A 14,943-nucleotide genomic window follows, 5' to 3' on the forward strand; every position below is an offset into this window, starting at 1 on the left:
TGGTATCGTTCATCGTTAGTCAGTTGTTGATAATTCATTGCAATTTCCCGTAGTAAGAAAATAGCAAAGTTTATTACAACTGGCTATTTAATTACAATTAAAATTGCACTTGTTATGCGAATTCAAGAAATACTACAATCATTAATTTAGAGAGATGATTAAAGAAAATAACTATGAGACTAATTAAAAAATCAACATCTATATTATTACTAATCAGCTCTTTGACTATGATTTTATCGGCAGAGGCTAGAAACTCCTTTCATGCGTTTAATCCAGTAGTTGAGCAGCAAAATAAGTTAAAAATTTTATTTATCAATAAGACTAGTGCCAAAATTGATTACAGCAATTCAGGCTATAGTTTTGTTGTTATGCCAATCGAAGGTCTATAAGTGCAACCGCCAGAACAGTGGAGTACGCAAGAGGCGATGTTTAGTGCTTTGGGGTATTAATGATTAATTTTTGCGGTTTACCGCCATTGGTGGATAAATATATTAGTTTATAATGATAATCTGAATAACCTACTCCCTCCAAGATTGTTTGTTATTCATTTGGGTAGCTTGCTAATTATTCTCTCCTCAAGATTTTAATATCAGCTGCCCATTCTTCTTACACATTTCTAGCAATACAAATAGTACAACCCCTTTGCTAGAAATAGTCTTATTGAAATATAGCGTTAATCATGGCAACTGCGTCGCATCCTGCTTTGAGCGCTTGCTCTTGATTGTCAAAATCAATGCCGCCAATGCCAACAATGGGAATATCAATAACTGTTTTTGCTTGAGTGATAACATCAAGTGAACAGGTAGGCGCATCTGGCTTGGTGCTTGATGCAAAAAGTGCACCGAAGGCTACGTAGCTTGCGCCCTGATGTTGGGCAGATTTTGCCAAATTAATGTCGTTATAACAGCTTATACCAATGATTGCATCATCACCCAGTAGATTTTTTGCAGCTTGTATGGAGCTGTCATTTTTTCCTAGATGCACACCATCTGCATTGACTTTTTGCGCTAGGTTAATATCATCGTTGATAATAAATAAAGTATGATGTTGTAAGCATAGTTGGCGTAATTTAGTCGTTTCAATAAGTTTTAAGGCGCCATCAGCGGTTTTTCGTCGATATTGCAAAATACTAATATTATACTGAGAAATTGTTTTTCTAATTTGATCGAGGTCAATCGGACCGTCAGGTGTGATGGCGTAGATGCCACGAATTTTTTCAACTGTATATGACATCATGAATTTTCAATTAAGACATAATTTATTAATTACGGTTTTCATTATAGTGATTATTGCTATCATGTGGCTTTTGATGAGAGGCTTGTCTTATTCATTTGAACAGCTTAGCGTCCAGAAGCCAGATGTGTTGACAGATAATGGAGTGACTTCGCAAGAAGTGGCTTACGTAGAAAAAATTGATCAATTCGCCTTACAAGAATTTGATGGAAACCAACGTCTGTCTCATTTTGTTAAGGCTGACCATTATTTCAATTTTAAAAATACCCCTGCATTATTAATTGAGCCAAAGGTCAGTGTTTACAATGAACAAGGAGAAATAGAATATACACTTAGCTCAAAGCGCGCTAATTATCTTGATAGCGGAGAGATCAAATTTCAAGGCAAGGTAAAAGTTAAGGGAGTTGACGGCAGCAATATAAATATGAACACTCCGGAGTTGATAGTTGGCACCAAAAGTGATGAGATAGTTGGCAATAAACAGGTGACTTACTTGGGTAAAAATACTAAGATCGTTTCTCAGGGCATGCATGTTCAAAAAGAATTAATGCAAATGTCTGGAAAAGTGAAAGTGTTTCAAGATTCTGGCTCTATTATTAATACTAAAAATTTATTTATTGATCAAACTGGCAGTTCTGATGTGTACCGGACAGATGAAAAAATACATTATCAATCAAAGTTGGCAAATATTACAGCCACAGGAATGATGTATGAAGATGCCAAGCAAAAAATTAAGCTAACAGGTGGTGTGGTAGGCTATTATGAATAAAATTTTTATCGTCATTTGTTTATTATCAGTGAATGCATTGTCTATGCCGAATGATAAAAATCAGCCTATTAATGTAGAAGCTTATACGGTGGTGATTGATGAGAAAAAAAACATCAGTACTTACACAGGAAATGCTAGTGTAGTTCAAGGTTCTTTAACCTTAAGCGCTGAAAAAATTCAAATTTTTAGTAATCAAAAGGAAGTGTTCAAAGTGGTTGCAAAAGGCGATAAAAAACATCGAGCGCATTATCAACAAAATCAACAAAATCAAGCTCGTTTTATTGAAGCTACTGCTGAGAAAATTATTTATTTGATTAAACAAGAAATGATGCATTTAAGTGGCAATGCACATTTAGTCCAAGGGTTTGATTCTTTTAGTGGCGGCACATTAGATTATGATATCAAGAATGATAAGGTTATTGCAAAACAATCAAAAGATGGCACACAAAGGGTTCGATTCAAAATTAAACTTTAAGAGTGTTTTGGCACTTTATATATCATTAGAGATATATAAAAATATCCCTATATCAAGGTCTTATAAAAAATCACAATAGGTATAATTTTCTATTTCTTTAAACCTTAATAGGATTGTACTATGTCAAAATTAGTCCCACCACATGGTAGCGACACGCTAAATGCATTAGCATTATCAGGCGATGCGTTAATAGCAGAATTAGCAAGAGCTGAAACTCTATCAAAAATTACTTGCTCTTCTAGAGAGGAAGGTGACATAGTTATGCTTGGTATTGGTGGCTTTAACCCATTAGAAGGTTTTATGGGAAAAGCTGACTGGCAAGGTATTTGTGACAACATGACAATGGCTAACGGCTTATTTTGGCCAATCCCGGTAACATTTTCAACCGACGACGAAGCTGTTAAAGCAGGCGATGAAATTACAATTGTTAGTGGTAAATCAGGCGACATTCTTGCTACGATGACAGTGACTGAAAAATACACAATTGACAAAGACCATGAGTGTGACTCAGTATTTAAAACGACTGAAGACGCGCATCCAGGTGTTGTTATGGTTAAGGCTCAAGGTAAATACAACCTTGCAGGTCCTATTAAAGTATTGTCAGACGGTGGATTCCCTGCGAAGTTCGGTGATTTATACATGACACCAGCTGAAACTCGCGCTTACTTTGACGATAAAGGCTGGAAGACAGTTGCAGCATTCCAAACACGTAACCCAATGCACCGTTCACACGAATACTTAGCGAAAATTGCAGTAGAGATTTGTGATGGTGTAATGATTCATTCAGTATTAGGCGGCCTTAAGGCTGGTGATATTCCTGCTGATGTTCGCTCAGAAGCAATTTCAACATTAATTGAAAACTACTTTGTAGACAACACAATTCTACAATCTGGTTACCCGTTAGATATGCGTTATGCTGGCCCTCGTGAAGCATTGTTACACGCTTTATTCAGACAAAACTATGGCTGTTCACATCTAATTGTTGGTCGTGATCATGCGGGTGTTGATGATTATTACGGCCCATTTGATGCGCATAATATTTTTGATGAAATTGCAGAAGATGCATTAATAACTAAGCCACTTAAAATTGACTGGACGTTCTGGTGTCATGAATGTGGTGGAATGTCTTCAGTGAAGACATGCCCACATGAGCCTAAAGATCGCGTGTTACTTTCAGGTACAAAAGTTCGTAAAATGTTATCTGATGGCGAAGATCTTCCTGAAGAATTTTCACGTCCAGAAGTTGCAAAAGTATTACAAGACTACTACGCAACAATCAAGGAAGCAGACAAAGTTGAAATCAAGTTAAGCGGACATTCAGCTAAATAAAGAAAATATCAATCAAAGGCCTCTTATGAAAATAAGGGGCTTTTGATTGAAACCAAACTTTTAACTAAGTATAATAGTTGGATTTTGATCCATTGCAAGTTGTATTGGGTGAGATGAAGACAAGAGAGAGAAATTCTAAGCGAAAGCTTGGTATCAATAAAGTAATTGATTTAACCTAAGGAGGATGAAACTATGATCAATTTCAGTACCACACCGATTGCCACGTTAGTGGAAAGCATCGGATATGAGAGTATGCAAACTTATGTAATCGTAATGATTGCGCTAGTAATACTTATGACAATTGCAGATCTAATTCATAAAGGAAGTACAACGTATTTCTTTAATGCAGCTGCAAAAGCAGAAAAAGATTTAGCGGCCGGCAATGCAGTTTGTACTGTCGGTAAAGAAGACACTAGATTGACACAGCTTAGTGCTGGCGATAAAGCCGGTATTCTTGTAAGCACTATCGTAACAGATGTTGCTACAGCTGGTGAATTTGCAAACCCTGTTCGTCGTTTAGTTCACGTCTTAACTATGTATGGTTTCATCCTATTCAATGCGGCAACTGCAATGATTATCTTTGGTGAAAATGCAGCTGATGCTACGTTGGCCCAAGTATGGAATACTGGTGCAATTATGTTGTTTATCGGTACTTTTTGGTTCTGGTTCTCATTTAAAGTTGATGGTCAAGCAGAAGGCGCTTCATGGAACAGTATTACACTTAGAAAAGACATGTTTTCATTATCATTAATGGCAACATCAGTAACCGCTTTAGGTTGGTCTTACGTTGGTGGCGGCGAAGGCATTTGGTTTATGCTAGTTATCCTTTCAACAGCATCATTATTTGGTGGTGTTTACTGGTCTAAATTCTCTCACATGTTCTTCAAGCCTGCTGCAGCTTACAACAAGCGCATCATTAAGGCTAATGGTACAAACGAGAACTTGCCTCATGAAACTAGATTTGGTGGCAAAACTGCTGCAGATGATGATTTCCAGCAAAACAGACACTCTATGGAGCTTCTTAAGGATGCGCCAATGGATATGGGTCTTGGTATTAAGCGCGAAGCGCCTAAGCACTACTAATATTAACTAATTAATTAAGAGAGAAAATAATATGCCAACTTTTGTATATATGACTCGTTGTGATGGTTGTGGACATTGTGTAGATATCTGCCCATCTGACATTATGCACATTGACGAAAAATATCGTCGTGCTTATAACATTGAACCTAACATGTGTTGGGAGTGCTACTCATGTGTAAAAGCATGTCCACACCAAGCTATTGACGTACGTGGTTACGCAGACTTTGCACCACTAGGTCACAGTGTACGTACTATTCGTGATGAAGAGAAAGGCACGATCGCATGGAGAGTTAAATTCCGTGACGGCCGTGTTAAGAACTTCTTATCACCAATCACTACTCAGCCATGGGGAACTAAAATCCAAGACTTTAGAGAATTGGATGAGCCTACAGCTGAAATGCGTAACTCTGAGTTATTAGCATTTGAACCTAAGTACATCCGTATGGATGACGGTGGATTGCATACGCTAAAAACTAATAAATTAACATTAAAAATAGGAGCAGAGTACCATGAAAGCTTGTAAAACAATTGTAGAAGACAACATTGATATTCTTGTTGTTGGTGCTGGCTTAGGTGGTACTGGTGCCGCTTATGAAGCTAGGTACTGGGGCCGTAACAAGAAAATCGTAATCGCTGAGAAAGCAAACATTAACCGTTCAGGTGCTGTTGCTCAAGGTCTTTACGCAATTAACTGTTACATGGGTACTCGTTTTGGCGAAAATAATCCTGAAGATCATGTACGTTATGCGCGTATTGATTTAATGGGCATGGTTCGTGAAGATTTACTTTTTGATATGGCTCGTCACGTTGACTCTGCGGTACATAAGTTCGAAGAGTGGGGCTTACCATTAATGAAAGATCCTAAGCGTGAAAATGCTGAAGGTCTTGCTAAAGGCGCATATATGCGTGAAGGTAAGTGGCAGATTATGATTCATGGTGAATCATACAAGCCTATCGTTGCTGAAGCTGCGACTAAGCAAGCTGACAAAGTGTACAACCGTATTATGGTTACTCACTTGTTGATGGACGATGCTAAAGATAACCGCGTTGCGGGTTGTGTTGGTTTTAACGTACGTACTGGTAACTACCACGTATTTAAATCTAAAGCGACTATCGTTGGTGCTGGTGGTGCTTCTAATATCTTTAAACCTCGTTCTGTAGGTGAAGGTGCTGGTCGTGTTTGGTACGCTCCATGGTCTTCTGGTTCTGCATATGGCTTGTTAATTGAAGCTGGTGCGAAGATGACACAAATGGAAAACCGTATCGTTCTTGCTCGTTTTAAAGACGGTTATGGCCCAGTTGGCGCATACTTCCTACATTTACATACTTACACTCAAAATGGTTATGGTGAAGAGTATGAATCTAACTGGTTCCCTGAATTAGAAGAAAGAGTTGGCAAGCGTTATCTTGATGTAGAAGCATCACATGTATCTGCACGTCCAATTCCTACTTGTCTACGTACTTCTGCAATTATTTCTGAAATAAATGCAGGTCGTGGTCCGATTCATATGGTTACAATGGAAGCATTCCAAGACCCTCATTTAGAAGAAGTTGGTTGGGAAAACTTCCTAGGTATGACTGTTGGTCAAGCGGTATTATGGGCTGCAACAGACATCGATCCGAAGTACATTAACCCTGAGTTAACAACTTCTGAGCCGTACGTTATGGGTTCACACGCAACTGCATGTGGCGCATGGTGTTCAGGTCCTGCAGATCTATCTCCACCAGAGTACTTCTGGGGTTATAACCGTATGACTTCTGTTGAAGGTTTATTTGGTGCAGGTGATGCTGTTGGTGGAACGCCACACGCATTCTCATCAGGCTCATTTACTGAAGGTCGTCTAGCTGCTAAAGCTGCTTGCCAATACGTTGACGACGGTAAGGGTGAAGGTATTGTTGTTTCTGATAAGCAAATTGCTGATCGTAAAGCGCAAATCTTCCAACCACTTGAGACTTACAGAATTGGCCGTAACGAAATCGTTGCTGGTACAGTATCTCCGAGCTACATTCTTCCGATGCCTGGCCTGCAGCGTCTTCAAAAGATTATGGACGAGTACTGTGGCGGTGTAACAGTTTCTTACATGACTAACGATAAGCTTCTAAACATGGGTATGCAGAAAATGTCTATCATGGAAGAAGATTTAGAGAAGTTAGGTGCTGAAGATATTCACCAGTTAATGCGTGCATGGGAGCTTAAGCACCGTCATCGTACTTCTGAGTGTGTATTCCAGCATACGTTCTTCCGTAAGGAAACTCGCTGGCCTGGTTACTACTACCGTGGTGATGCAATGAAACTTGATGATGATAACTGGCATGTATTGACAGTTTCTCATCGTGATCGCGACACAGGTGCGTACACAATGAGCAAAGCTCCTTGTTACCATTTGGTAAACGATGAGTAAAGATAGATAGAAATTAAATTTCTATTTTGATAAAAAAGACCAATCTATTGCAGATTGGTCTTTTTTATCTATTGTAGGTTTTAACAAAAGACTTACAATAGATAAGAAAATATAAGTTAGCGCCCTTTAAGGGAGTGTTAAAAAGAGTGGAGTATTAAATAATGAATATTATTGACAAAACAGACGAGGAAATCCTAGCCATTGCCCATCCTTTTTGGGATGACTTGATTAAATTCTCTAACAACGCTAACTATGGCGCTTTTACCCGTAATTTCTCAGAAGGTTTTTTGCGTGGTGCAAACGAAGTTGAAATGGGAAAGCAATTTGCGCGTAGTGAGCTTACCAAAGGTTTAGAAAAAGGTGCTGACTACCTAGGCATGATTCGTCGTGGTGAACATGTTACTGTTTTATACAGACAAACTAATAATGGCAAGCTTAACAGTGAAAAAGCAGGTGAGTATCTTGGTCGTCTGGTATTAGGTTACGAAGATAACGTTGTTAAAATTTTCGGCGCAACCATTTTTTAAATAAATATGTCTGATTTTATTGAAGAGTCTAAATACGTTGAATTAATCTACAAAGTAGTAGATCAAAAAACGAACAGTGTTTTTTCTAGCATTGAGTATCCTGTTGGTTATGTTCATGGCGCTAATGATGTTTTAGGTAAGCAAGTTCTTGCTGAATTAGAAGGTCGTGAAAAGGGCGATATTATTGAGATTAAAATCGATGTTGAAAAACTATACGGTCCAAGAGATGAGACTTTAGTTTTTATTGATAAAATCGAAAACGTTCCACAAGAGTATCGAAAGATTGGCACTAAAGTGACCATGGAAAACAAAGACGGCCAGCCTAAAGAATTCTTAGTGACCAAAGTTGATGATGAAACAGTCACCATTGATGGTAACAATCCATTGTGTGGGCGTGATGTTAAGTTTGTATTAGAAATTTTATTAGTTCGTGATGCAACTATTGAAGAAATGGAAGCGGGCGGTACAACTGATTCCGAGCCAAGTTTAGAAGAGATACTGAGTCAAGCATAATATTATGAGTGTAGAATTTACCGAGTCTGAAATTACGACTATTCAAAAGAATCTTGATAATCGCTGGAGAAAAGAAAAAAAAGAGGTTCACCTTGCTGATATCGAGATAACAAAAGAAGGCGAAGAAAATCCTACGTTATTTCCAGCTGCAGTTTGGGAGGATCCGAACTCTACTTTTATTATTATCAAATTGGATAATTATAAATATAAGAGTTTTTTCTATTATTTAAAAGATAAACGATTCGATACCGGCCAAGATGAATATACTGATTTACATGAATGCACAGATAAGCTATTAAAGGCTCAAGCAGACTTTGTACTAACTAAGAATACCAAAGGTATGAATGTTCAAATTCACAAAGGTACGGGCATTTAGAGAACAATAAGCGATACAAGAAAAGGAGTGCAATTGCACTCCTTTTTTATTACCCATATTTTAGATAAGACGAAAAAAAAGCGTGCAATAGCACGCTTTTTTTATCCTTTAATCAATCTACCCTAGTAAAGGAGCACCTAATAAAGGAATGATCATGATTGCAACAATGTTGATAATCTTGATCAGTGGGTTGATCGCAGGACCAGCCGTATCTTTATACGGATCACCTACGGTATCACCTGTGATTGCAGCCTTGTGCGTGTCTGATCCTTTTCCATGACCTTCGCCCAGTTGACCATCTTCGATATACTTCTTGGCGTTATCCCAAGCGCCACCACCAGTGGTCATAGAAATGGCAACAAAGATACCCGTTGCGATAGAGCCGATTAATAATCCGCCTAGCGCTTCAGCACCTAGTAGTAAACCAACAGCTACTGGGAATAGAATCGGAAGCATTGATGGTACGATCATTTCTCTAATCGCTGATTTGGTTAACATATCAACTGCTTTTGAGTAGTCAGGCTTCTGCGTGTAATCCATAATGCCTGGCATCTCTCTAAATTGACGACGCACTTCTTCAACAATATCACCTGCTGCACGACCTACGGCCTCCATTGCCATTGCACCAAATAAATAAGGTACTAAACCACCTAAGAACAAGCCAATAATTACCATGTGGTTTGACAAGTCAAAGCTGATTGGATCAAATCCGACTCTAGTATTTAACTCATTAGTAAAGTCAGCAAACAATACTAATGCTGCTAAACCTGCTGAACCAATTGCATAGCCTTTAGTTACTGCCTTAGTTGTATTACCTACTGCATCTAGTGGATCTGTAATATTACGAATCTCTTCAGGTAGGTTAGCCATTTCAGCAATGCCACCGGCATTATCAGTAATAGGACCATAGGCGTCTAATGCAACAATAACACCCGTCATAGACAACATGGCAGTTGCTGCAATAGCAATACCGTATAGACCGCCTAATGCATGCGCACCCCAAATACTAGCACAAACGGCTAATACAGGAATTGCTGTAGATTTCATACTTAAGCCAATACCAGCGATAACATTCGTACCATCACCTGTTTTAGAAGCCTCTGCAATATGTTGTACTGGCTTATGTTCAGTTGCAGTGTAGTATTCAGTAACCACAACCATGACAGCAGTCAATCCTAAGCCGATTAATGATGCGTAGAATAAATTCATGCCCATGCCCATGTCCGTCGTAACAAAGTAAAAAGCAATTGCTGCTAAACCTGCAGATACAATTAAGCCTTTATACAAAGCGCCCATGACAGAGCCGCCATCTGCCACTTTAACAAAGAAAGTACCAATAATAGAAGCAATGATTGAAACAGCACCTAACGCTAATGGATAAAGAATGGCACTTTCACCTAAGCCCAAAACACCTGCAAGCATCATTGTTGCAACAATAGTTACTGCATAAGTTTCGAACAAGTCTGCCGCCATACCTGCACAGTCACCTACGTTGTCACCTACGTTATCTGCAATTACTGCAGGGTTGCGTGGATCATCTTCTGGAATACCAGCTTCAACTTTACCAACAATATCAGCACCAACATCAGCACCTTTAGTAAAGATACCACCACCTAAACGTGCAAAAATTGAAATTAATGAGCCGCCAAATGCTAAGCCAATCAATGCGTGTAATGCTTCTTTTTGTGGGATTTCAAAAGCAGTCAAGCCCATGTAAAATCCAGAAACACCCAACAATGCCAAGCCAACTACCAACATACCGGTGATTGCACCACCTTTAAAGGCAACTTGGAAAGCAGCATTCATGCCGTTTTTAGCAGCTTCAGCAGTACGACAGTTAGATTTAACTGATACGTTCATGCCAATATAGCCTGTTAAACCTGATAGCACAGCGCCAATTAAGAAGCCAATACCAACCGACATTCCTAAGAAGTAAGTGATTACGATCAATAGAACGACACCAACCATACCAATGGTTGTGTATTGTCTATTCAGATAAGCACTAGCACCCTCTGCAATTGCATCTGAAATTTCTTTCATTTTTTCACTGCCTGGTGGTTGTTTGTAAATCCAAGACATTGTGTATAAGCCGTATAAAACAGCAATAATTGAAGCCCCGATGGCCATGGTTAATGTATCCATTACTTTCTTTTCTCCTTTTAAGTTATATTTATATTTTCTCCCGCAAAGAATTGTAACCTAACTCATTGATCTAAATAAAAAAAATGGCCCGATAAACGAGCCATTTAAATAAAAAAATCTTTTTTTGATTAAAGTTAATCTTTCTTCCAATATTTAGTTTCAATGCCTTCGCCCAAGTCAGCCTCAACCAGTCTTGACCGAAGCTTGAGTAATTTCTCGAGTAGTGCTGGTTCAGCAGCTTCATATGCATCTGCATCTGGTACGCGTTTAACTACGACACCTAATAATTCAGTAATGGCGTTGCCGATTGAATTTTGTGAAATGGTAACAATAAGTTTTCCTTGATCATTACGATAAATTAATTGCTTAAAAGCAGGCTGCCAGCGAATTGATGAAGAATATTTTGGATCATCGATACATTTGTCACGTACTTTTTTGGCGGCCGATAAAAAGCAGGTATTAAATAGTAGGGTATTTTCGATTAACTCTGGAAAGTAAGCCTCTTTAGGTACCTCAGAATTTCGACAAGATACTTGAGAAAAGAAGGTACGGTAAAAATCTAAAAATCCTTTTAGCACTAGATCATACTCATCCCAAAATTTAACATTTTTTAAACTGTCGATGCCACCAGTAACTTCCCAACTTGGTAGGCCTTGAGGATATCCAGTTAATGACAAGCTTGATGCTTCACCAGCAATCGGCTTAAGGATATCGAAAGCAAGCTTAGATTGAAATTCAGCATAAACCTCTTCCATATAGTTGGCAAACAATGAGTGCTGGCCACCATCAGTTAGATTTGGATTTTTTGGATCTGATAATTCAGCATTTTCTAGTTGCTTTTTGTCGAACACAATAAAGTGATTATGAAGCATGCGAATACTTGGAACGCCTGGAGAGGTGATTGGCCAAGTTGAATCTAATGAGGCTTCACCAGCGAGAATCAAATATTTATCAGCATCAGGAAACTCTTCAAGCATGAAAGCAATGATGATTTGATTCATTCTGTTCCAAGTGTTTTTAACACTATTTGGCACTTGCGTACGCCTAACTGGTCGTCCCAACGGGTTTAGAATACTCTTTGAGGTATTGTAAATAACAGAGCAATCAAATAAGTTTGAGTGTCCTAGTGCTTTACGATAGAGAAGTAAATCTTCATTATTAATAAGTAAACCGTTGTTTTGCGCAAGGTCGGCTAAGTTTTCTGAAGAGTTAAAAAACTCATTCGGCTTCATACCTTCCGGAACATCTAGCGGAATAGGTCTAAAGGGTACGCTTATTTGTCTTGGTCCAATTTTCATTATAACTTCTGGGTTTAAATAAATATAAAAAAGGCTTATGCCATTACGACATAAGCCCTCAGTTTAGTTAGAACTTCGAAAGTCCTAGCCTAACTGTGCATAAACACGATCTTTAACTTCATCAAGTGATCCAACGCCAATAGCAGAGCCATATTTTGGTGCGCTATCATCGATACTCATCCAGGTTTTGTAGTAATCTACTAATGGTTGAGTTTGCTCATGATAAACCTCTAGGCGTGAACGCATTGTATCTTCATTATCATCAGCACGCTGAACCAACTCCTCGCCGGTAATATCATCAATGCCTTCAACCTTTGGTGGGTTGTAAACAATATGATAAGTACGACCAGAAGCTAAATGAGCACGACGACCCGACATGCGGGTAATAATACCTTCATCAGGCACTTGAATCTCAACAATATAATCAATTTTAACGTTGTCAGTTTTCAAAGCTTCTGCTTGAGCGATAGTACGTGGAAATCCATCAAATAAAAAGCCATTTTCACAGTCACTTTCTTGAATCCTTTCTTTCACTAATCCAATGATAATATCATCAGACACCAAGCCACCAGCATCCATTACTTTTTTAGCTTCAACACCTAAAGGTGTGCCAGCTTTAACAGCCCCGCGCAACATGTCACCAGTAGAGATCTGAGGGATATCATACTTTTGACAAATGTTAGTTGCTTGGGTGCCTTTGCCTGCGCCTGGAGGACCTAGTAAGATTACATTCATGCTTGTTTCGCTTTACTGAAGTAGATTAAACTTCGAAAGTTGGAAGTTTTTTTGCAACCATTTCTTTCTTCATCACTACATAGTCAGGAAGGCCATTTTTGTATGGAGGGTAGTTTTCACCTTCAATTAATGGTTGTAAGTACTCGCGACAAGCATCTGTAATACCAAAGCCATCTTCAGAGATGTACTCCATTGGCATCATCTTTTCAACGTTAGCAATATCTTTCAATTCACCCATGCCAATTTCCCAAGTGTACGGGTTATTTGATGTACGAATAATAGCTGGCATTACTGAGTTTTTACCTTGCATAGCAAGCTCAACTGCCGCCTCGCCTAATGCATAGGCTTGTTCAACATCAGACTCTGATGCTAAGTGACGCGCAGCACGTTGTAAGTAGTCAGCAACAGCCCAATGGAACTTGTGGCCTAATGCTTCTTTAATTAAGTTTGCAACAACTGGAGCGGCGCCACCTAATTGTGCATGACCAAAGTCATCACGAGTACCTTGCTCTGCTAGGAAGCGACCATCTGGCCATTGTGTACCTTCAGAAACCACGATTGTGCAGTAACCGAATTTTTCAACATTTGCATCTACTTTCGCTAAGAATTTCTTTTCATCAAATTTAACTTCAGGGAATAAGATAACCACTGGAATTGAATCATCTAACAAGCCACCTGCAGCAGCAATCCAACCAGCATGACGACCCATTACTTCTAGTACAAAAATCTTAGTTGAAGTGGCGCACATTGATGCAACGTCAAAACTAGCTTCCATGGTGGAAACAGCAATGTACTTAGCAACTGAGCCAAAACCTGGGCAATTGTCTGTCACTGGTAAATCGTTGTCTACTGTTTTTGGTACATGAATCGCTTGAATTGGGTAACCCATAGACTCAGACAATTGAGAAACTTTTAAACAGGTATCTGCCGAATCGCCACCACCGTTGTAGAAGAAGTAGCCAATATCGTGCGCTTTAAATACTTCGATTAATCTTTCGTATTCAGCTTTGTTAGCTTCTAAAGATTTCATTTTATAACGACAAGAACCAAAACCACCAGAAGGCGTATGCTTTAGAGCTGCAATATCAGCATCAGATTCTTTAGAGGTGTCAATTAAGTTTTCCATTAAGGCGCCAATGATGCCGTTTTGACCCGCATATACCTTGCCAATTTTGTTTGGATATTTGCGAGCTGTTTCGATAACGCCACATGCTGAAGAGTTAATTACTGCAGTTACACCGCCTGATTGTGCATAAAAAGCATTTTTCATGGTTGTTCCTATTTACTTATAAAAAAGCATTAATTATACATTGCTGATTGCTATGCACTTGATTTTTTAACAGTTTTGTCAACTATTACCCGTCAAAAACGTAAGGAATGATCTGCCAATCATTGGCTGATTTAATGGTGAGTATTAGGCATTTTGAGCCACCGTGGTTGCGAGTCTCTCCTGCAGCGCCTGGATTAACAATCCAAGGGTTTGAGTCTTGTTCGATAATTTGTTTGTGAGTGTGCCCATAAATAATCATCTTGGCATCAGGGTATGTATTTTTTAATGAATCATGTGAAGGAATTTTATTCCCATGCATATGCCCATGATCAACACAAATAATACCGCCTAGTAGGTCAATTTTTTCTACTTTTTTTAGCTGAGTTAAATGACTGTCATTGTTGCCTTGAATAGCTATCAATCGATGTCTTGGCTTGAGCGCCAATAAAGTTGTATCATCCACAATATCCCCAGCATGAATGGCAATATCGCATTGGGCAATAAGCTCAATAATCTGTGTATGGATAAAGCCATGAGTGTCAGAAAGGATGCCAATTTTGATAGGGAAATTCATGTTGTCAAATTATACACTAGGAAATTTTTTAGGGTCATGACAACCCAAGCATATTTAAAATCATGTTAAAGTACCGTTATGAAAGTAAAGAACAAGTATGTAAATCGTTCCCGTATTTCAGAGAAGAGATTTAGAGAAATAATTAAGTATTTTTCTCTTGATTTGAACGCAGTTCAAATCAAGGAATTAACAGGATTGAGCAGACAAACAATCAACA

The 14,943-nt window shown here is 38.7% G+C and carries 16 protein-coding genes; 10 read left to right on the forward strand and 6 right to left on the reverse strand.

Annotation, left to right across the window (positions count from 1 at the left end):
* The first annotated feature begins 173 nt into the window (after positions 1-173).
* Positions 174-389, forward strand: a complete 216-nt coding sequence (locus tag BTHERMOSOX_RS06195; RefSeq protein ID WP_138120244.1) for a hypothetical protein — start codon at positions 174-176, stop codon at positions 387-389.
* Between the two features lie 268 nt (positions 390-657).
* On the opposite strand, the gene thiE is transcribed toward BTHERMOSOX_RS06195, so the two are convergent.
* Positions 658-1,236, reverse strand: coding sequence for a thiamine phosphate synthase (gene thiE / locus BTHERMOSOX_RS06200; RefSeq protein ID WP_346654944.1), 579 nt, complete (start codon positions 1,234-1,236; stop codon positions 658-660).
* Here thiE and lptC point away from each other — a divergent pair.
* The 9 genes from lptC (at position 1,235) to BTHERMOSOX_RS06245 (ending at position 8,707) form a co-directional block, all read left to right on the forward strand.
* Positions 1,235-2,002 (forward strand): LPS export ABC transporter periplasmic protein LptC, encoded by a 768-nt coding sequence (gene lptC, locus BTHERMOSOX_RS06205; RefSeq protein ID WP_249360626.1) that lies wholly within the window; start codon positions 1,235-1,237, stop codon positions 2,000-2,002. The two genes, thiE and lptC, sit on opposite strands and share 2 nt — an antisense overlap.
* The gene (gene lptA / locus BTHERMOSOX_RS06210) at positions 1,995-2,477 is read left to right on the forward strand and encodes a lipopolysaccharide transport periplasmic protein LptA (RefSeq protein WP_138120245.1); all 483 of its coding nucleotides are present in this window, start codon (positions 1,995-1,997) and stop codon (positions 2,475-2,477) included. Before lptC ends, lptA begins: the two co-directional genes overlap by 8 nt.
* Before the next feature lie 120 nt (positions 2,478-2,597).
* Positions 2,598-3,806, forward strand: a complete 1,209-nt coding sequence (sat, locus tag BTHERMOSOX_RS06215; RefSeq protein WP_138120246.1) for a sulfate adenylyltransferase — start codon at positions 2,598-2,600, stop codon at positions 3,804-3,806.
* Positions 3,807-4,058: 252 nt separating this feature from the next.
* Positions 4,059-4,889 carry an adenylylsulfate reductase gene (locus BTHERMOSOX_RS06220; RefSeq protein WP_138120259.1) on the forward strand — a complete coding sequence of 277 codons (831 nt, stop codon included), beginning with the start codon at positions 4,059-4,061 and terminating at the stop codon, positions 4,887-4,889.
* Positions 4,890-4,920: 31 nt separating this feature from the next.
* Positions 4,921-5,412, forward strand: coding sequence for an adenylyl-sulfate reductase subunit beta (aprB, locus tag BTHERMOSOX_RS06225; protein WP_138120247.1), 492 nt, complete (start codon positions 4,921-4,923; stop codon positions 5,410-5,412).
* Positions 5,399-7,291, forward strand: a complete 1,893-nt coding sequence (aprA, locus tag BTHERMOSOX_RS06230; RefSeq protein WP_138120248.1) for an adenylyl-sulfate reductase subunit alpha — start codon at positions 5,399-5,401, stop codon at positions 7,289-7,291. The genes aprB and aprA overlap by 14 nt, the downstream gene beginning before the upstream one ends.
* A 161-nt stretch (positions 7,292-7,452) precedes the next feature.
* Positions 7,453-7,818 carry a hypothetical protein gene (locus tag BTHERMOSOX_RS06235; protein WP_138120249.1) on the forward strand — a complete coding sequence of 122 codons (366 nt, stop codon included), beginning with the start codon at positions 7,453-7,455 and terminating at the stop codon, positions 7,816-7,818.
* A 6-nt stretch (positions 7,819-7,824) separates the two neighbouring features.
* Positions 7,825-8,331: an FKBP-type peptidyl-prolyl cis-trans isomerase gene (locus BTHERMOSOX_RS06240; RefSeq protein WP_138120250.1), complete on the forward strand. Its 507-nt coding sequence runs from the start codon at positions 7,825-7,827 to the stop codon at positions 8,329-8,331.
* A gap of 4 nt (positions 8,332-8,335) precedes the next feature.
* Positions 8,336-8,707: a hypothetical protein gene (locus BTHERMOSOX_RS06245; protein WP_138120251.1), complete on the forward strand. Its 372-nt coding sequence runs from the start codon at positions 8,336-8,338 to the stop codon at positions 8,705-8,707.
* A 117-nt stretch (positions 8,708-8,824) separates the two neighbouring features.
* On the opposite strand, the gene BTHERMOSOX_RS06250 is transcribed toward BTHERMOSOX_RS06245, so the two are convergent.
* The 5 genes from BTHERMOSOX_RS06250 to BTHERMOSOX_RS06270 form a co-directional block, all read right to left on the reverse strand.
* The gene (locus BTHERMOSOX_RS06250) at positions 8,825-10,849 is read right to left on the reverse strand and encodes a sodium-translocating pyrophosphatase (protein ID WP_138120252.1); all 2,025 of its coding nucleotides are present in this window, start codon (positions 10,847-10,849) and stop codon (positions 8,825-8,827) included.
* Positions 10,850-10,983: 134 nt separating this feature from the next.
* Complete coding sequence (locus BTHERMOSOX_RS06255; protein WP_138120253.1) at positions 10,984-12,147, reverse strand: hypothetical protein; 1,164 nt, start codon at positions 12,145-12,147, stop codon at positions 10,984-10,986.
* 84 nt (positions 12,148-12,231) lie between these two features.
* The gene (gene adk, locus BTHERMOSOX_RS06260) at positions 12,232-12,882 is read right to left on the reverse strand and encodes an adenylate kinase (RefSeq protein WP_138120254.1); all 651 of its coding nucleotides are present in this window, start codon (positions 12,880-12,882) and stop codon (positions 12,232-12,234) included.
* A gap of 25 nt (positions 12,883-12,907) precedes the next feature.
* Positions 12,908-14,152, reverse strand: coding sequence for a 6-phosphofructokinase (locus BTHERMOSOX_RS06265; protein WP_138120255.1), 1,245 nt, complete (start codon positions 14,150-14,152; stop codon positions 12,908-12,910).
* An 85-nt stretch (positions 14,153-14,237) separates the two neighbouring features.
* The gene (locus tag BTHERMOSOX_RS06270) at positions 14,238-14,726 is read right to left on the reverse strand and encodes a metallophosphoesterase family protein (RefSeq protein ID WP_138120256.1); all 489 of its coding nucleotides are present in this window, start codon (positions 14,724-14,726) and stop codon (positions 14,238-14,240) included.
* Between the last annotated feature and the right edge of the window lie 217 nt (positions 14,727-14,943).

The sequence above is a fragment of the Bathymodiolus heckerae thiotrophic gill symbiont genome (assembly GCF_900128515.1).
GTDB lineage: Bacteria > Pseudomonadota > Gammaproteobacteria > PS1 > Pseudothioglobaceae > Thioglobus_A.